The following is a 17,881-nucleotide window of genomic DNA, read 5'->3' as shown; positions in this document are numbered from 1 at the left end:
TGTAAAAAACTACTGAAGCGAAGAAAAGCTTTCGATGATAACATGATTAGGCAGTTGGAAAGGGTGCTCTTTATTTATTCGATCATAAAACATGATGCCATTTAAATGATCGATTTCATGCTGTACAACGATGGCCCCATAGCCCTGTAACTGTACAATGATTTCATGTCCATCGATGTCGTAAGCTTTGACTTTAATTCTCTCATATCTCGGTACAAAACCAGGGACAGGTCGATTTACAGATAGACAGCCTTCTCCCTCCGGTAGATAAATCATATTAAGGGAATGACTCATTATTTTAGGGTTAATCAGCATCATTTCTTGGTCATCAAAGAGTACAGCAAACATTCGTTTATCTACGCCAATTTGATTAGCAGAGAGCCCACTCCCAGGGCGAAGCTTATATTTTTTTGCTAGCGTTGGATTTTGGCTATTTTTCAGATATTGTAGCATGGCTAGGAGGGTATTTCGGTCCTCATTGGTCACGGGTATCGATACTTCTTGAGTTTGTTTTCTTAAAATTGCTGAGTGTTCTTTCACGAAGTCCTTCATTGTAATCATATAATTTGGGTGAAATTTAGTCATAGATAAACACCTCATCAATACGGCTATTGAGAACCTTAGCAATCTTAAAAGCTAATTCTAGGGTCGGATCATATTTATCATTTTCAATACTATTAATGGTCTGTCTCACAACTCCACACTCTTTTGCAAGAGCAGCTTGTGTTATGCCTAATTTTTTTCTTAAAATTTTGATGATGTTCTTCAGAATTATCCCTCCATTTTGTCCAAAGTATTAGACATATATCGTAAGATAAGAATTAAAAAATGTCCAACTAATTGGACATCTTTTGGTGTGAAAAACAAAACAGTCAATTGAAGGGGAGAAATGGATTTCCGTTGCAGGCTGCTTGCTTTCTTGTAGCACACAGACGGAACGGAAATCACCCCACAGCCTTGTTAAAAATTCTCATTCTACTAATGACATCATCTTTTTCAACAACATGAAATGCCCGATTAATTGGACATTTGGGTTTTAAATCATCACTTAATACCAATTTTCATCAAAATTTAGCTTTAACGCATGCCCGAAACAAATACCGAAAGGAATAAAACCTCTTCCTCTTGCTGTAATGATATTTCCATCTTGTACCACTAGTTCATCTGAATAGTTATGAAGTTCAAAGCATCCTAACTGCTCCATGCCATCTAAAGGTAGTCCTACTGTATATTTTTTGTTCTTTAAGACCCCTGCTTTTGCTAATAGGTAAGGGGAGCTAGAAATACTTGCAATCATTCCTCCTTTTGCAGATAGAAGATGAATGAAGTCTAGTAAGCTCTCTTCAAGTTGTAATGTAGAAATATCCATACAGCCTGGTAATAGTAGACTATCAATATCGTCAAGCTCTACCTCATTCACGGATAAATCAGCTATACAATTTAAACCAGATTCTCCTCTGATAGGTTTGGTATTCGATGCAAGTGTGATGATGGGTTTACCGCCTTGCATTAATATGGACAAAGCAACACTCAATTCATATTCACTAAATTGTGGGTATAATAACACCGCAGTTTTCTTCATTTCATACACCTCTTACCTTTTGAGTGTTCCATTCTTCCTCTAAAATAGCGTAATAGTATTCATCCCACCAAGTCTCTCCATGAGGAATGCATTTTTTGAAAAATCCTTCTTGGCGCATTCCGATTTTTTCCATGACTCGGTAAGAAGCGATATTTTCTGGCTGGCATGTGGCAATAATTCGATGAAGTTTCATTTTATTAAAGCTGTGATCTAATAGGGCCTTAGCAGCTTCAGAAGCATAGCCATGATTGTGATAGGCAGGATTCATAACCCATCCAATTTCATACGTATGATCGCCAAAGTATTTGTGGAAAACAAGATGACCAATGACTCGCTGTTGTTCACGTAAAACAATGGCGAAATGTTTTGCTTGCTCGTTGCTATTCTCTGTTATGAAATTTTGAACCTGATCTTCATTCAACACACCCTCTGGCATATAGTGCATGACCGTTTTGTCGGACATATAGCTATAAACGGCCTGCCAATCTGAGGCTTCAAATGTTCGAATAAGTAATCTAGGTGTTGTGATGTTCATGATAGCTCCTCCTAATATCTATCAAATTTTTCCTTTTATTATTAGTTATACACCTCTAACTTCTGGAAGTCATGTAAATAATGGCTAAGAAGTGTTTTTAAGGGTTGGTATAACTGCATTTTAAGGGAAACCATGCTATACTTTGCATACTGAGGTCATTAAGCTAGGTACTGAAAGGTGTGTAACCATGTTATCAAAGGAAAAAATTAACCGAATTAATGAATTATCTGCTAAAGCAAAAAGCGGACAATTAACAGAGGAAGAAGCAAAGGAGCGAACAGCGCTTCGCAAGGAGTATTTAGATACGTTTAGAGCAACTATGCGAGATACGATTGAAAACGTTAAAGTGGTAGATGCAGAAGGAAATGATGTAACTCCTGAGAAGGTAAAACAAGCACAAAAAAATAAATTTCTAAATTAATGTGACACAATTCAATAAAGTATGTATGAAAACGCAAATAGTATAACAAAAAGCATTGTTTTCTAAAGCAATGTTGACTAAACTGTAAAAGAACAATATATAGGACGAGAAAGGATGTCACAATATAATGACTCAACACGCGGATCTTTTAGCAATTAATGCTATCCGAACTTTGTCAATCGATGCTATTGAAAAAGCAAATTCTGGTCACCCAGGTTTACCAATGGGAGCAGCGCCAATGGCTTATACGCTTTGGACAAAACAATTACGCCATAATCCAGCAAATCCAAAATGGTTTAACCGTGATCGTTTTGTACTATCAGCAGGTCATGGTTCAATGCTTTTATACAGCTTACTTCACCTTGGAGGCTATGGTTTACCAATGGAAGAAATTCAAAACTTCCGCCAATGGGATTCATTAACACCAGGACATCCTGAATATGGTCATACAGTAGGGGTAGAGGCAACAACTGGTCCTCTTGGACAAGGAATCGCTATGACTGTTGGTATGGCAATGGCTGAGCGCCATTTAGCCGCTACTTACAATAAACCAGGTCATGACATTGTTGACCACTACACATTTGCGTTATGTGGCGATGGGGACTTAATGGAAGGTGTAGCAGCAGAGGCGATTTCATTAGCTGGTCACTTAAAACTTGAAAAATTAATCGTACTTTACGATTCTAATGATATTTCTTTAGATGGTGACTTAGAAAAGTCATTTTCAGAAAACGTTCAACAACGCTTTGAATCTTATGGTTGGAATTATTTAAAAGTGGCAGATGGTACAGATGTAGATGCTATTAATGCAGCCATTGAAGAAGCCAAAAAATCTACTGGCAAGCCAACATTAATTGAAGTGAAAACAGTGATTGGTTTTGGTTCTCCAAATAAATCTGGTAAAGCAGATTCTCACGGTGCACCACTTGGTACAGATGAAGTTGTCTTAACGAAGGCTGCCTATGAGTGGGCACATGAACCATTCCAAATTCCTGCAGAAGTTTACGATACATTTAATGCGGCTGCTGAAGTGCAAGGCGCACAACCAGAGGAAGCTTGGAATGCAAAATTTGCTGCATACAAAGAAGAATTCCCAGCGTTAGCAGCTCAATTCGAGAAAGCGATGAATGGTGAATTACCAGAAGACTTTGCTTCTGAGTTACCTGTATATGAAGCTGGTAAATCTGTAGCAACTCGTTCTTCTTCAGGCGATGCAATTAATGCTATTGCGAAGAAAACACCTTCATTCTTTGGTGGTTCAGCTGACCTTGCTGGCTCCAATAAAACAACGATGAAGGGTGCAGGAGATTTCTCAGCAGACGACTATGCTGGACGTAACATCTGGTTCGGTGTTCGTGAATTTGCAATGGGTGCTGCTATGAACGGAATGGCTCTTCACGGTGGTTTAAATGTATTCGGTGGTACATTCTTCGTATTCTCTGATTACGTTCGTCCTGCAATTCGTCTATCTGCATTAATGGGTCTTCCTGTAACATATGTATTCACACATGATTCGATTGCAGTAGGGGAAGATGGTCCAACACATGAACCAATCGAACACCTTGCATCATTACGTGCAATGCCAAACCTATCTGTTATTCGCCCTGCGGATGCAAATGAATCAGCAGTTGCGTGGGAGCTTGCAGTAGCAGCAGAAAAAACACCAACTGTTCTTGTATTATCTCGTCAAAACTTACCTGTTCTTGACGCTTCTATTGAAACAGTACGTGAGGGCGTAGCAAAGGGTGCTTACACAGTGTCTCCAGCTACAAAAGAAGTGGCAGATGCTATTTTAATTGCAACAGGCTCTGAGGTTTCGCTTGCTGTCGAAGCACAAAAAGCATTAAAAGCAGACGGTATAGATGTAGCAGTTGTTTCTATGCCATCTATGGATCGCTTCGAAAAACAAGACGCCGCTTACAAAGAATCTGTTCTACCAAAAGCTGTTACAAAACGTCTTGCAATTGAAATGGGGGCATCTTTCGGCTGGCATAAATATACTGGCTTTGAAGGCGATGTTCTAGCAATTGATAAGTTCGGTGCATCTGCTCCAGGTGAATTAGTAATGGAAAAATACGGCTTCACTGTTGAAAACGTAGTAGCAAAAGTGAAAGCATTATAATTTATAATAAATACCACAACACTCAGCGAAATAAACATCGCATGAGTGTTGTGGTACTTTTTTTAGCGGCAAACACAATATGTAAAAACTTCATAAAAAGGGTGAGTAAATGAAGAACTATAAAGTTGTGTTATTTGACTTAGATGGAACATTATCTGATCCTAAAATAGGAATCACTAAATCAGTGCAGTATGCTTTACAGAAAGCGGACGTCATGGTGAATGATTTGGATGAACTGGAACCATTCATCGGACCACCATTACAAGTATCTTTTCAAGAAATCTATGGATTCAATGATGCACAAATAACGCAAGCAATTGGTGATTACCGAGAACGATTTACGGAAAGGGGAATGTTTGAAAATAAACTCTATGAAGATATTCCAGCTTTGTTAGCTCATTTAAAGCAACAAGGATATATACTAACTATTGCCACCTCAAAACCAACTGTCTTTGCGGAACAAATCATAAAGTATTTTCAGCTAGAGTCCTATTTCGATCTTGTCGTAGGAAGTCACTTAGATGGTTCCCGTTCTGCCAAAGGTGAGATTATTGCAGAGGTGCTTCAACAGTTTGATTCCTATCCAAAAGAGCAATTTATTATGATTGGGGATCGAAAATATGATTTGATTGGCGCTCGTGAAAATCAAATCGATGCCATCGGTGTGACATATGGTTTTGGGTCGCTAGAAGAATTAAAAAATGAAGAGCCTACATATATTGTGGACCATGTAAATGATCTCCTAAAATACCTCTAAAAACACGAAAAACTGCATGTCAGCATGCAGTTTTTTTATGTAGGATTATTTAGCAAGCCCATTTTGGAAGGCGTAGACGACGGCTTGAGTACGATCTTGAACTTCTAGCTTTGCTAAAATATTACTAACATGTGTTTTTACTGTTTTCAAGGCAATATATAGCTCATCAGCGATTTCCTGATTGGCTTTACCCTGGGCCATTAGCAATAATACTTCCATTTCACGTTCAGTCAATTGTTCGTATAGTGGCGTACTATTGCCGTGGCGCATGCGGTGCATCATTTTGGAAGTGACCTCTGGCTCTAATACCGTTTCGCCACCCATCGTTTTTCGAATAGCATCTGCAATTTGTTTGGCATTAGATGTTTTTAAAATATAGCTTACCGCGCCAGCCTCTAAGGCAGGATATACTTTATCATCATCTAAAAAGCTAGTCACCATCATGATTTTTGCCTCAGGCCATGCTGCTAATATTTCCACTGTTGCCTCTGCTCCTGTCATAACAGGCATCACATTATCCATTAAAATAATATCAGGCCTTAGCGCTAGGGCACGTTCCACAGCTTCTTTACCGTTCTCAGCCTCACCTACAACCGTAATATCTGGCTGTGCTGAAAGATAGGCTGACACACCAATCCGTACCATTTCATGATCATCCACTATGAGCACTTGTATCATCGACATTGACCTCCTCTTTTTGTAAAGGAATTTTAACCTCTACAATTGTTCCTTCACCAGGCACTGATACAATTTTATAGGTGCAGCCAATTTCAACTGCTCGTTCAGCTATGTTTTGTAAACCGTATGATGTGGATTTATCTTCCTCCACATCAAAGCCTAAACCATTATCTTGAATTCGTAAAATAGCTAAGTCGTCTCGTGCCACAAGAAGTAATTCCACCTCACTTGCTTTGGCATGACGCAGCGTATTGGAGAGTGCCTCTTGTGCAATACGAAATAAATGATCTTCCTCTGCTTTAGTTAAGGCCATTTCTTCTAATTCATATTCTATATGGAAATAAACTTTTTGCTGAAGTTCAATAATCAATTCCTCTAAGCCTTGTGCCAATGTTTTATTGTGTAAAGCTACAGGCCGTAAGTGTAGCAGTAATGCACGCATTTCTAGCTGGGCCTGCTGAACGATTTTCTCAACCTGTTTTAAGCTAGTAGCATGTTCGTCATTTTCAGTTAATGCAGATAGTAACATAGAGGCAGCAAATAGTTGCTGTGACACAGAATCATGGAGTTCTCTAGCTAGTCGTTGGCGTTCAGCAATAATACGCTCCTGAATAATTTTATCATTGGCCTCAGCCCGTTCATTGGACAAACGCTGTAAACTTTTACGTTGCGTATCAATTAATTCACTCGTTTGGACAAGTGCCTTTTTTAACGATTTCGGAAGAGCTTGTTTTTTAGGAAAAACAAAATCAGGCTCGATCAGTTGTTTCACTATTCGTGTTGCCTGCGCTTCTCGTGCCCTTGCAGTCATACTGATCCAGCTGGCAAACAGGAAGCTAAGTATAAACAGGCTAACTAGGATGATGCCACCTAGAGGGATATTATCGTAATTCTGCTGCCATAAGGGCTCCCATGTTTTTTCATCAGGATTGCCCCATAGTGCAACAAGAAGACCGAAAACAGCACTCATTAAAATGAAAAATAATGTAAATAATCTTGAGATAAAGGCTATCATTTTCGTAGCACCTCCAAATCTCCAAGCCAGGTTGCGACATGAATAATCAGTACACGTTTAGCATCCTGGGGGTTGCCGTCTGAGAAAGTAATACTTTCATTTACTATACGTTGCGGCCCTACGTGTAAGCAGGAGAGCTCACCAAATAACGTCGTATACTGTAAACGGAATGGAATTTCATAAGGAATATAAATTTGAACTTTACCAATACCTTGTCGAATTGTAATAAGACTAGTGCCAGCTGGTAAAATCGTTTGCGTTGTATCGATGGTAATATCTCCAGCGAGGCGCTGAATTTGTACATCTTGCCATTTATAAGCTTCTATAGGCGCTGGCATTGTACCAATTAGGTCATTTTTAATCGCAGGGAGTTTTTCAAAAAGCTCTGCGCCAACTACTTTTGGCTCGTTTTCTCTTTGCAAGTATTGATAGAGCATATATAAGAGCATGATGACGATAAATAAACGTAAGCTCCACATCGTGAACAAAGCAATGGCAATAAAGAAAATTCCTGTCCATTTAAAAAATCGAACTTTTTTGGAAAAACTCAAATAAAGAAGTACAGCCCCAATCAATAAACAGAAGGCGCCACCATTATTAAATATAGTTAGCTCCACAAAGACGAGTAAAAAGAAGCAAAGAACCCAAAATGTGAGCTTATTTGTTGTGAAATTTTGCATGAGGGTCACCCTTCCTTCTAGAAATTGATGTGAGAAGCTGAACTTCTCTACATGCTTTAATACCTTTCAAGCATTTTTTTCAATGTGTCATTTATTAGTGTGACATCAAGTTTGTTTGGATAGTGAGCAGAGTGTTGTAATGTGATAAACTCCTTGCCATTTGGTGCATCTAAAATCTCGTAATATTGTTTAGATAATTCATAATTTGCCTGTTTATCATATATTCCATGAATAAGATAAACAGGGATTTCTATAGTTTTAACAGTTTCGAAAAAATTAGTAAGGATAATTTCTTTTTTTAATTCCTTGCTTTCGATAAGACTAAATTGGGGACCAGAAATAAATGCATGATAAATATTTTGTAAAGAATAGTCAGGTGAAGTGAAAGCCCCTTTGATTAAATTAAAAAGGTTCACCTTTTCTATGGTATCATCAGAATAATTCATTCCTTTATATTGATTGATAAGTTTACTAAACTGGTCTTCATCTTCTTCAAGATAGGGTTTTTTATCAAAACTCTCCAAAATTCTAAGAGTTTTCTCATCGTCAATTGCTTGGGCTTCGTTCTTTAGCCACTCATAACCAAGTTCCTGTCCCTTTGTTGGATTTGTTAATTGAGAAATGCCTAAATAAGCGTGAAACTTTTCGGGATATTTAGCTATTAATTGTGTTCCGATTACTGTTCCAAAAGATTGCCCAATGATAAAGATCTTTTCCTGTTTGTAATGTACTCTTATAAAATCCACAATACTATTTGCATCTTCTGTGAATTGAGCTAAGTTCATTGTGTTTAATGATAAGTTTTTATTATAACTTTTACCAGACCCCCGTTGATCATAAAATACAGCTACGCAGTTCTCTGTAATCTCAGGAAACAGCGTTCTAGCACTTACCCCATATGGAAATGGGGAGCCAGGGCCACCATGAAGGAATAAACAAAATGGTCTTTCTTTATCTTGCCCCTCTACTAGTATAAATTGTTTATCTCCATTGACAGTTATTTCTTTTAGTTCACTAATACCACCATTTTCAATAATGGCCGTACTTTGTTGCTTTATCTGCTGTTGAACAATGGAACGATAACACAATAAACAGATTGAAAGTACGAGGAGAAAAATTAAAACAAAAAGGCAGATTTTAATCATATGATGGACCCACTTTTTAATTTTCATCTTAGTTAATTCCTTTTCCAGTATTAATCGCAAGTAAAATCACATATTAAGGATTTGGAAGAGAAAAGCTCCTATAAACTACACTGTTTTTCTTCAAAGAAATGGGATGCTTCCTAAATAGAGGCATCCCTTATCTGTTTATATTATACCATGTTATTTATTTTCAATTAGCAGTGGTGAGCTTTCTTCTACTGCTTTTTTTTCTAATTCTGCCAGTCTTGCCTCAAAAGTTGTAAGCTCATGGTCTTTATCGATTTGATAAGCTAATTTATCGATATATGCTTCTAAATCTTCAAAGTTTGTTTTATTATTTTTGGCAATCATTCCATCCATTTGATGATGGGCACGAGTTACATTTTCTTTCCCCATCAGCTGTAATTGACGCACTTTCATATCTTTAATTTTATGCTTCATTGTTTCAAATTTACGCTCGAGCTCGAAGTATTCACGAGTACTTGCTTCAATGCTAGCTTGTAATGTAAGGTTACGAGCTGAATAAGCTGTTACTTCATCCGTAGCGAAATCAATTAAGTCCTGCTCTCCGCTAGATTTTGCTAATGCTAATTGAGATTCACGTTTCGCTAGTAAATCTGCGTTTTCTTTATATTCTTGCTCTAGCTTTTCTTTTAATTGCCCTTGTCGCTCTAATAATTTGCCTGTTTGTTCTGTTTGTTTTTCTGCTTCACGAATGTATTGATTTAACATCGCAATCGGATTTTTTTGTTCCTTCTTATCAAATAATTGGTGTAAGTCTGCCTCTATTGTATATCTAAAACGTTGAAATAAGTTCATTTAAAATCGCTCCTTTTATTTTGTTAAATTTGACCATTCTTTTTCAAAGTTTGTAAACGGATCTTCTTCTTTTTTTCCTTCAATTGTAGGGATTTTTACATCTTCACCATTCCATTTTTTATAGATAACATAGATAATGGCGATGGCAGCAAGACCTACCATTGCTGGAATGTTAGACACTGCTGATAGGACACCGATTAGACCAACTGTAAACCAGAAAATTTTACCGAAAGATGACTTACTAGCAATGTAGAAGTGCATGCCCAGTGCTACAAATAATCCAGAGAATAATAACCCCGCCAGTGGTCCAATTAACGCTAGTGCAACACATGCTGCAATGACGCCTCCAGTTAATAAAAGAAATTTTTTCATTTGTTTTAGCTCCTTTCGTTTGTACCTTTATGTTACCTATTTACAAGATTGTCTAAAACGGACTCGAAATTGATTTTGAACTAGGTCTTGAGGCTGAGATTCATCTAAGCAGCCAAAATAGAAGCTTTTTAGCCGTGTTTAATAAGACTTTTTCTTGTTTTTGGAAAAATATTAATTATTTTTGGTTGGAAATACCATTTGTCATAAAGTCATTTATAGACCCGAAACTAGAATTTTTTCGACAAAAATAGAAGAGAGATCCCTCCTTCGTTTGACAAATAAACAAGATTGAATGAGCTATACTTATGAAAAAGAAACTGAGCGAAGGAGGATTTCTGGTGAGAACCTATTCTATATATAAGATAAAAGAAGAGCATTTAACGTTTATTTTTGGCAGAGAGCGTAAGTTGTTAGAGATGATGCAAGGTTGTGAAGATGCCAATGAGAAATCCTTAAAAGAGCTTGCATATATATGTGAATCCGTTCGTTTTGAGGAGATTGCAGCCATGTTAGAGCATCAACTTGATTCCAAATATGCACACCTAGAAAGAGCTCGTAATGCTTTGTTTTTAGAACATCCGATCAAAGGTAAAATGGCTATTTATTTAGTAGATCGTAAAATTTGTGTTTACTGTGAAGGTTCGCGAATGCTAGATTTAGATTTATTTCAAATGCTTGCTAAAATGAGTGAACGTTTTATTGCTTTTAATAAACAGGATAATGAGTGTGGGTGGTTAAAGCCGATGAAGTATACAATGCACTAGGAAAATTCACTACAATATATAGTAACACGCTATTATTTGGTGTATAATGGAGCGTGGAGAGTTTTTCTCGGTATATTGTAGTGGAGGAGGTTGGTTGTATGCCTACATGGGGCTGGATTATTATCGTAATTATCGCATTAGCAGCGGGCGCAGCACTTGGTTTCTATTTCGCTCGTCAAGCTATGATGAAATATTTGAAAGAAAACCCACCTATTAATGAGCAAATGATTCGTATGATGATGGCGCAAATGGGTCGTACGCCGTCTGAAAAGCAAGTACGTCAAATGATGGCGCAAATGAATAAATTCCAGAAGTAATTTGGAATGTTCCGAGCAACTAGTTCAAGCTTAACTAGTTGTTTTTTTATTTTTAATAGTATTTAAATAATTCTTAAAAATCATACAACTCTATCGGGAAACTATGTATAATGGAGTTACTATATGGAAGGGAGTTGTGTATATTGCAAAAAGAAAAAACAAATGTAGAAAGTTTTGATCTAGATCATACAAAAGTAAAGGCACCTTATGTTCGTTTAGCAGGTGTGAAAACGGGCAAAAATGGCGATGAGGTATATAAATACGATATTCGCTTTAAACAGCCAAATAAGGAGCATATGGAAATGCCTGCATTGCATTCTTTGGAGCATTTATCTGCTGACATTATCCGTAATTACTCTGATCATATTGTTGATTTCAGTCCAATGGGTTGTCAAACAGGCTTCTATGTGTCCTTGATCAATCATAATGATTATGAGGATTTATTAGCTATTTTAGAGAACACATTTACAGATGTGACAAAGGCAACCGCAGTGCCTGCCTGCAATGAAGTGCAATGTGGCTGGGCTGCTAGCCATAGTTTAGAAGGGGCCCAAGCATTAGCGAAAGAGTTTTTAGCGAAACGTGATGAATGGCATATTATTTTTGAAGATTAAATAAAATAAAAACCTTGCGAGTAAAATAACGCAAGGTTTTTCATTGCCCTAAAAATGGAATGGAATGACATTCGAAGAAGAGGAATCCCGATTGATTTTTTGATAAATAAAATTGTCTAAAAAATCATGAATTAAATCCTCATATTCATCCATATTTTCATTAAAGGATTGTGCATGTGCCCCCGTATCAAAAAGTTTTAATTTTTTTGGACCGGTTTTTTTATTGTAGAGATCGAGTGACATGGAAGCTGGAATAAACGTATCTGGAATACTATGGATAAAGAGCACAGGTTTTTCAATATGTGTGACGGCTTCGGAAGGTGTTACACTTTTAAATGAGTAACCATCTCTGAGACGAACAAAAAAGTCAGCAAAACGAATAGGAATAATGGAGCCATATTTAAATTCAGTTTTTGCAATTTGTTTGAGTAACATAGAAAAGTCGGAGAACGCGCAATCTGAGATATAAAAATCAGCGCCATCCTCGACTGTTCCTGCATAGAGGAGCATGGTTGCAGCACCCATCGATTCACCGTGAATGCCAAGTATAGCATCCTCTCCAATCATGGCTTTGACTGTTTTCACCACGGCATCAAGATCGTTTTTCTCATAGTAGCCATAGCTTGTAGTCTTGCCTCCAGATTCACCATGGCGACGGTGGTCAAATATAACAGAATTATAGCCAAGTCTTTCAAAAAGGCGAGCATATTTCACGGAATTTATTTTATTTTCGGTGACACCGTGGCAAATGATGATCGTGTTATTTGTTTGCAATGGCTGAAACATAATGCCTCGAATTGTATAGCCATTTGGAGAATCAATATTCAGTTCACATTTCAAGTTTTTATTGTACCAAGCCTCATCAAAGCGTTTTGCGGTCGTTTCTCGTTCCCGTATAAATTCAGGGTCTTTTTGTTGGATATACATTAATTTATTGGAAAGCGCGAAGCCGAACAGACCTGTTGCAGCGGCGGCTAGCGTTGTTGTAATACCAGAGAATAAAAGCATCTTCTTTTTCATCATAAAACACCTCCACATGCTGTTTCTTATTTGTAATGTTCCCAACTAAGATTGTTTAAAACACGTCAACATTTTACAATATCTTTGGCAAAACTGCGATTATTTCTATTATCGAAAATCGTCATAATATTTGTTAAAATATACATATCTGCTAGTAGCATATGCATGCAGTGTTGATTCTTGAACGGGGAAAAGGGGAGAATGATTATGACAAACGAGGTAGTAATCGTGAGCGCGGTGCGTACTGCAATCGGCTCATTTCAGGGGACATTAAAAGATGTACCAGCGACAACGTTAGGTAGCATTGTCATTAAAGAAGCATTAGCGCGTGCTGGCGTAGCAGGAGAACAGGTTGATGAGGTCATTATGGGGAATGTTTTATCGGCTGGACTTGGACAAAATCCAGCGCGACAAGCGGCAATTAAAGCGGGGTTACCTCAAGAGGTATCAGCCTTAACAATTAATAAAGTATGTGGATCGGGTTTAAAGGCTGTTCATTTAGCAACACAGGCGATTTTAGCGGGAGATGCAGAGATTGTTGTTGCAGGTGGATTTGAAAATATGAGCCAGGCTCCATACGTATTAAAAAATGCACGAGAAGGCTTCCGAATGGGCGACCAAAAGATAGTAGATACAATGATTCATGATGGCCTATGGTGTGCTTTTAACGATTATCATATGGGCATTACAGCTGAGAATTTATGTGATATGTATCAAATTTCTCGAGAAGAGCAGGATGCTTTTGCAGCTCGTTCTCAGCAACGCGCAGAGGCAGCAATTGCAGCGGGCAAGTTTGAAAATGAAATCGTTGCTGTTGAGATTCCACAGCGCAAGGGAGAGCCACTGCTTTTCAATAAAGATGAATTTCCACGAGCAGGTGTGACAGCAGAATCATTAGGTAAGCTACGACCAGCATTTAAAAAGGATGGCTCTGTCACAGCAGCGAACGCGTCTGGTATTAATGATGGTGCGGCAGCGGTAGTGGTGATGTCAAAGGAAAAAGCACAAGAGCTAGGCATTCAACCAATGGCGATCATTTCAGCGAATGCTAGTGCTGGTGTAGATCCTGCAATTATGGGTACAGGTCCTGTAAAAGCAGTACAAAAAGCGCTGACAAAGGCTGAGATTACTTTAAACGATATCGATTTAATTGAAGCAAATGAAGCATTTGCAGCACAATCAATTGCTGTAGATCGTGAATTAAGCTTTAATCATGATAAACTAAATGTTAACGGGGGTGCCATTGCTCTTGGTCACCCAATCGGTGCTAGTGGTGCTCGGATTTTGGTAACGCTATTACATGAGATGGAAAAGCGTGATGTGAAAACGGGCTTAGCCACATTATGTATCGGCGGTGGACAAGGCGTAGCAACAGTTGTGAAGCGCCCTTGATGTCAATAAGAAGGTGATTAGAAATGGGAAAGAAACGAAAACAGCAACAACATACCGACAATAGTGTAACAGCTAGTCTACCTAAGCAAGAGGCCGTTACATTAGCAGATCAGCTAGGTGGCGATGTGCTAGCAAAATTAAAAGCAGCGAAGCAAGATTTAACTGCTAAAGAGCAGGCGGCAGAAGAAGAACGTCAAGCAAAACTGGCCTTTGAACGTAAACAACGAGAAAAAAACAAATCGTTTGAAGAACTTTTGAACGAATACGGTGATAAAGGTACTAAATATTAAGAGAGAACAGTGAATTCACATAGGTGGGTTCACTGTTTTATATTTACAGCATAAAATTTATACGGTTGTGGTCGATATATAAGGAGAGATTTTTGAAATTAATGGAACGGGAGACGCTGCCAATAACATATACCTAATTGTAGTTTAGTATCAATTAAATTATGTTAGGAGACAACATGGTAGAATTACAAACAGAAAGAATAAGATTAATTCCTTTAAACGCTAAGTATCTTAATTTACTAATAGCGCATGAGGAGCAAATGGCGGCGGAGTTGTCATTAAGTAAAGGTGTAGGGAGTTTAGATGACGAGCTTAAACAAGCGTTGTATTTTAGACTTTCCAAAGTATTAGAAGACGAGCAAAATTATCTGTGGCACACGAATTGGTTACTTGTCTTAAAAGAAAAAAATTGTGCTGTTGGTGGCATAATGCTAAAAGGTACGCCAAATGAGCAAGAGGAAGTGGTGATCGGGTATTATACTTTGCCTCCTTATTGGAGGCAGGGCTATATGACAGAATCAATCATAGCTCTTAAAGACTGGTTACTCCATCAGCCAAATGTAAAATACGTTATCGCTGACACGGAAAAAGAAAATATGGCTTCCCATCGAGTTTTGGAAAAAGCAGGGGCTGTCTTGTTTAAAGAAACGAAGTCCCTCTATTTTTGGCGGTTCCACCTTTAAAATAAAAGACAAAAGGCTATAATTGAGCCTTTTGTCTTTTATTTTTGAGTATTTTTCTTACTGCAACAATGAGACTAACAAAAACAATGGCTCCAGCTGTATCGACAAGCACATCTTGAGCACTCATTGTACGACCTGGCGTAAAGCCTTGACGAAATTCATCAAGCACCGCAATTATAGCTGTTCCACCGATAGCAATACTTGCTGCAAAACGTCTTTTTCCCCAGGCAAAGTAAAGGCCAAGTGCGATGCATCCAAATCCCATGAAGTGTGTCAATTTACGAATTAAAAACTCTACAAATGGAAAATAACCTCGCTCTTCCACTGAAACGATGATTCCCCAATAGGGAATTTTTAAAATAGATAGTTGTTCTTCGAAAGGTTTATTGGCGAGCAAATCTTCTAATTCTGGTAGTATACTCTGTTGCTCATAGGTCATACTAGAGGAGATTACTAGTACAACTAGACAAATGAGTAAAATTAGCCATTTTTTCATCGATGTTCTTGATAGTACTCATTTTTTGTTAGCACATTAGCTACCTTGAAATCTGTTATTGAATTAATTTTCTCGTAGGAAGCAAGCGTTTGTGCTAGTTGTTGTTGTGAGCTTGCACCAATGACCGTAGAAGCGATTGTTGGCTCTTTCAGATTAAAAGCGATAGCCAAAGCATGCAAATCATCATAGTGTATAGCTAAGTCTGTTAACGTTGATGTTAACTCCTCAGCAGTATAGGTGTTAAAACCATTTACATGTTGTAAACGTTGTTGCCAGCTATTCGTTAATAAGCCCTTTGCCACTGTGCCACGTGTTACAACAGAAGCACCCTGTTTCGCAATAAAGTTAAACCATTCTTCAGGGCGGCGATCGAGGGCACTGTATTGCATCATGACGCTTCTAGCGGAGCTTGCAGGTAAAAATCGCTGCAATACATTAGGACGTATGGAGGATATACCATATTCACGAATAAGCCCTTCTTTTTTCAGTCCTTCAAATGTGTCAATTATCCCGTCCCAATCATCTTCGATTGTGCCACCGTGTAATTGATATACATCAATGTAGTCTGTTCCTAAACGTCGTAAGCTAGCATGGACAGCTTCTTTTATATAGGATGGTGATGCATCCCAATGCCAGCCATCTATCCCTTCTGCCCACCGATTACCTACCTTTGTTGCTAGAATGATATCATGACGACGCTTACCTAACGTTGTACCGATAATCTCTTCATTTGCACCATAATCATATAAATCCGCTGTATCAATATAGTTAATGCCAGCATCTAATGCCATATCGACAATGGCAGCTGCTTGTGTTTTATCTGTCGAAAGAGACATGCCTCCTAAACTAATCTCTGAAATAAACAATTCACTTGTACCAAGCTGTCTTTTTTTCATACGAATGACCTCCTTCGATTTCTCTACTTGTAATGGTACAATGAACATATCTGAAGAACAAGCGAGGTTATCGTCAATGAAAAAGTTTGAGGAAAAAACAACGAAAACGACACCGATCTATGACGGTAGAATAATAAAACTACAAATTGATGATGTCACTTTACCAAATGGACAGGATGCAAAACGTGAAATAATAAAGCATCCAGGTGCAGTAGCAGTGATTGCTGTTACGGACGAGGGTAAACTAGTGTTAGTAGAGCAATATCGCAAAGCACTGGAGCGTTCTATTATTGAAATTCCGGCTGGAAAGCTTGAGCCAGGTGAGGAGCCAGTGATGACAGCACGTCGAGAATTAGAGGAAGAGACAGGTTATGGCGCACATCAACTTACTTTTTTACAAACATTTGCAACATCACCAGGCTTTGCGGATGAAGTTATTCATTTGTTTGTGGCGAAGGGATTATATACAATAGACAATAAAGCAGATTTAGATGAGGATGAATTTGTCGAACTATTAGAAGTTTCGTTGGAAGAAGCACAAGTAATGGTGGCTGACCAGCGTATATATGATGCTAAAACAGCATTCGCAGTGCTATGGCTAGCTGCAAATTTAGAAAATAATCTTTTAGCATAATAGAGACGGACGAGCATAAGCTGTACAAACCTTGATAGAAAAGGAGCATGTTTATGTCTCGTACGGTGTCTATTTTTTATCACGCTTCCATCATTGCAGTAAGTTTTGTTTGTGGCGTTATTTTCTTTCATATTATTGGTGGACCGAAAGCGGAACCCTTTCTATTATTTATAGAGCCTCGTTTAGCAGATGGGGACAGGCAATCCATTTTTCGTTTAGTACTGCCTGTTGCTATTTCCATAGGTCTTATATTATTACTAGCAACACATAGCGTCTTAAAGGTGTTAGTGCGTGTGACGGTAGCCATGCGTGCCACTTTTTTTGGCTTTAGTTCGGTTTTTTTATTACAAAAACTTGAAGCTTTTTGGCTTTATACGATTTGGTGGTTTCCATTTCAGCTCATCTATTGTATATTGTTGCTAGTCCTATGCAATTTACTTGTACCCGCTTGGTCAAAGCGAAAAATCGGGAAACAAGTATCTGGTCGGACAATTTTGTTGAATTTTATCGCATTTTTCATCATAATAGTTGCTGAGTTTATTGTTATTTCTTATGTGTTAAAATGATGGATTGAATAGACCAAAATTGTGATCAGATAAAAAAGTAGAAGCATGTTAGAAATCTATTCACTATCTTGTAATAGGATTTA

General features: G+C 38.0%; 24 protein-coding genes. 11 read left to right on the top strand and 13 right to left on the bottom strand.

Features of this window, described 5'->3' with window-relative positions:
- Positions 1–9 precede the first annotated feature (9 nt).
- From def to QH639_RS23035, 4 genes are all read right to left on the bottom strand, one after another.
- A complete protein-coding gene (gene def, locus QH639_RS23050; RefSeq protein WP_131519511.1) occupies positions 10–585 on the bottom strand; it encodes a peptide deformylase in 576 nt (191 codons plus the stop codon).
- Positions 578–769, bottom strand: a complete 192-nt coding sequence (locus QH639_RS23045; protein WP_066036592.1) for a helix-turn-helix transcriptional regulator — start codon at positions 767–769, stop codon at positions 578–580. Before QH639_RS23045 ends, def begins: the two co-directional genes overlap by 8 nt.
- A 279-nt stretch (positions 770–1,048) precedes the next feature.
- Positions 1,049–1,582 (bottom strand): DJ-1/PfpI family protein, encoded by a 534-nt coding sequence (locus QH639_RS23040; RefSeq protein ID WP_131519512.1) that lies wholly within the window; start codon positions 1,580–1,582, stop codon positions 1,049–1,051.
- Position 1,583: 1 nt separating this feature from the next.
- Positions 1,584–2,117: a GNAT family N-acetyltransferase gene (locus QH639_RS23035; RefSeq protein WP_131519513.1), complete on the bottom strand. Its 534-nt coding sequence runs from the start codon at positions 2,115–2,117 to the stop codon at positions 1,584–1,586.
- 187 nt (positions 2,118–2,304) lie between these two features.
- Between QH639_RS23035 and QH639_RS23030 the strand changes: the two genes are divergently transcribed.
- From QH639_RS23030 to QH639_RS23020, 3 genes are all read left to right on the top strand, one after another.
- Positions 2,305–2,538: a DUF896 domain-containing protein gene (locus QH639_RS23030; protein ID WP_004232132.1), complete on the top strand. Its 234-nt coding sequence runs from the start codon at positions 2,305–2,307 to the stop codon at positions 2,536–2,538.
- A 127-nt stretch (positions 2,539–2,665) separates the two neighbouring features.
- Positions 2,666–4,660 (top strand): transketolase, encoded by a 1,995-nt coding sequence (gene tkt / locus QH639_RS23025; RefSeq protein ID WP_131519514.1) that lies wholly within the window; start codon positions 2,666–2,668, stop codon positions 4,658–4,660.
- Between the two features lie 109 nt (positions 4,661–4,769).
- Positions 4,770–5,417 (top strand): HAD family hydrolase, encoded by a 648-nt coding sequence (locus tag QH639_RS23020; RefSeq protein ID WP_131519515.1) that lies wholly within the window; start codon positions 4,770–4,772, stop codon positions 5,415–5,417.
- Between the two features lie 45 nt (positions 5,418–5,462).
- Here the strand turns inward: QH639_RS23020 and QH639_RS23015 are convergent, their stop codons facing one another.
- The 6 genes from QH639_RS23015 to QH639_RS22990 all read right to left on the bottom strand — a co-directional run bounded on the left by QH639_RS23015 (position 5,463) and on the right by QH639_RS22990 (position 10,126).
- Entirely contained in the window at positions 5,463–6,095 is a 633-nt protein-coding gene (locus QH639_RS23015; protein ID WP_009370700.1) for a response regulator transcription factor, read from the bottom strand.
- Positions 6,070–7,110: a sensor histidine kinase gene (locus QH639_RS23010; protein WP_131519516.1), complete on the bottom strand. Its 1,041-nt coding sequence runs from the start codon at positions 7,108–7,110 to the stop codon at positions 6,070–6,072. The genes QH639_RS23015 and QH639_RS23010 overlap by 26 nt, the downstream gene beginning before the upstream one ends.
- Complete coding sequence (gene liaF / locus QH639_RS23005; protein ID WP_131519517.1) at positions 7,107–7,790, bottom strand: cell wall-active antibiotics response protein LiaF; 684 nt, start codon at positions 7,788–7,790, stop codon at positions 7,107–7,109. Before liaF ends, QH639_RS23010 begins: the two co-directional genes overlap by 4 nt.
- Before the next feature lie 56 nt (positions 7,791–7,846).
- Complete coding sequence (locus tag QH639_RS23000) at positions 7,847–8,962, bottom strand: alpha/beta fold hydrolase (protein ID WP_131519518.1); 1,116 nt, start codon at positions 8,960–8,962, stop codon at positions 7,847–7,849.
- A gap of 153 nt (positions 8,963–9,115) precedes the next feature.
- Entirely contained in the window at positions 9,116–9,754 is a 639-nt protein-coding gene (locus QH639_RS22995; protein ID WP_131519519.1) for a PspA/IM30 family protein, read from the bottom strand.
- Between the two features lie 15 nt (positions 9,755–9,769).
- Positions 9,770–10,126: a lmo0954 family membrane protein gene (locus QH639_RS22990; RefSeq protein ID WP_048391315.1), complete on the bottom strand. Its 357-nt coding sequence runs from the start codon at positions 10,124–10,126 to the stop codon at positions 9,770–9,772.
- A gap of 338 nt (positions 10,127–10,464) precedes the next feature.
- On the opposite strand from QH639_RS22990, the gene sirA reads away from it, so the two are divergent.
- The 3 genes from sirA to QH639_RS22975 all read left to right on the top strand — a co-directional run bounded on the left by sirA (position 10,465) and on the right by QH639_RS22975 (position 11,821).
- On the top strand, positions 10,465–10,890 hold the full coding sequence (gene sirA / locus QH639_RS22985) for a sporulation inhibitor of replication protein SirA (RefSeq protein ID WP_004232148.1): 426 nt from the start codon (positions 10,465–10,467) through the stop codon (positions 10,888–10,890).
- 98 nt (positions 10,891–10,988) lie between these two features.
- Positions 10,989–11,207, top strand: a complete 219-nt coding sequence (locus QH639_RS22980) for a YneF family protein (protein ID WP_004232154.1) — start codon at positions 10,989–10,991, stop codon at positions 11,205–11,207.
- 110 nt (positions 11,208–11,317) lie between these two features.
- Positions 11,318–11,821 carry an S-ribosylhomocysteine lyase gene (locus QH639_RS22975; RefSeq protein WP_048391314.1) on the top strand — a complete coding sequence of 168 codons (504 nt, stop codon included), beginning with the start codon at positions 11,318–11,320 and terminating at the stop codon, positions 11,819–11,821.
- A gap of 48 nt (positions 11,822–11,869) precedes the next feature.
- On the opposite strand, the gene QH639_RS22970 is transcribed toward QH639_RS22975, so the two are convergent.
- On the bottom strand, positions 11,870–12,841 hold the full coding sequence (locus QH639_RS22970) for an alpha/beta hydrolase (RefSeq protein ID WP_281116226.1): 972 nt from the start codon (positions 12,839–12,841) through the stop codon (positions 11,870–11,872).
- A 207-nt stretch (positions 12,842–13,048) separates the two neighbouring features.
- Here QH639_RS22970 and QH639_RS22965 point away from each other — a divergent pair, with 207 nt between their 5' ends.
- The 3 genes from QH639_RS22965 (at position 13,049) to QH639_RS22955 (ending at position 15,206) form a co-directional block, all read left to right on the top strand.
- Complete coding sequence (locus QH639_RS22965) at positions 13,049–14,233, top strand: acetyl-CoA C-acetyltransferase (protein ID WP_193767295.1); 1,185 nt, start codon at positions 13,049–13,051, stop codon at positions 14,231–14,233.
- A gap of 23 nt (positions 14,234–14,256) precedes the next feature.
- The gene (locus QH639_RS22960) at positions 14,257–14,523 is read left to right on the top strand and encodes a YqkE family protein (protein ID WP_036080173.1); all 267 of its coding nucleotides are present in this window, start codon (positions 14,257–14,259) and stop codon (positions 14,521–14,523) included.
- 176 nt (positions 14,524–14,699) lie between these two features.
- Positions 14,700–15,206: a GNAT family N-acetyltransferase gene (locus QH639_RS22955; protein ID WP_281115335.1), complete on the top strand. Its 507-nt coding sequence runs from the start codon at positions 14,700–14,702 to the stop codon at positions 15,204–15,206.
- Between the two features lie 16 nt (positions 15,207–15,222).
- Here QH639_RS22955 and QH639_RS22950 read toward each other — a convergent pair whose 3' ends face one another.
- Together QH639_RS22950 and QH639_RS22945 are read right to left on the bottom strand one after the other, a co-directional pair.
- Positions 15,223–15,702, bottom strand: coding sequence for a VanZ family protein (locus tag QH639_RS22950; RefSeq protein WP_131519521.1), 480 nt, complete (start codon positions 15,700–15,702; stop codon positions 15,223–15,225).
- The gene (locus QH639_RS22945; protein WP_131519522.1) at positions 15,699–16,598 is read right to left on the bottom strand and encodes an aldo/keto reductase; all 900 of its coding nucleotides are present in this window, start codon (positions 16,596–16,598) and stop codon (positions 15,699–15,701) included. The genes QH639_RS22950 and QH639_RS22945 overlap by 4 nt, the downstream gene beginning before the upstream one ends.
- A gap of 76 nt (positions 16,599–16,674) precedes the next feature.
- Here QH639_RS22945 and QH639_RS22940 point away from each other — a divergent pair, with 76 nt between their 5' ends.
- Positions 16,675–17,232: an NUDIX domain-containing protein gene (locus tag QH639_RS22940; RefSeq protein WP_237899812.1), complete on the top strand. Its 558-nt coding sequence runs from the start codon at positions 16,675–16,677 to the stop codon at positions 17,230–17,232.
- Positions 17,233–17,285: 53 nt separating this feature from the next.
- Positions 17,286–17,798, top strand: a complete 513-nt coding sequence (locus QH639_RS22935) for a hypothetical protein (RefSeq protein ID WP_131519524.1) — start codon at positions 17,286–17,288, stop codon at positions 17,796–17,798.
- Positions 17,799–17,881 lie beyond the last annotated feature (83 nt).

This window comes from Lysinibacillus sp. 1 U-2021 (assembly GCF_029916965.1).
Lineage (GTDB): Bacteria > Bacillota > Bacilli > Bacillales_A > Planococcaceae > Lysinibacillus > Lysinibacillus capsici.
This window is presented reverse-complemented; position numbering and strand designations above follow the sequence as displayed.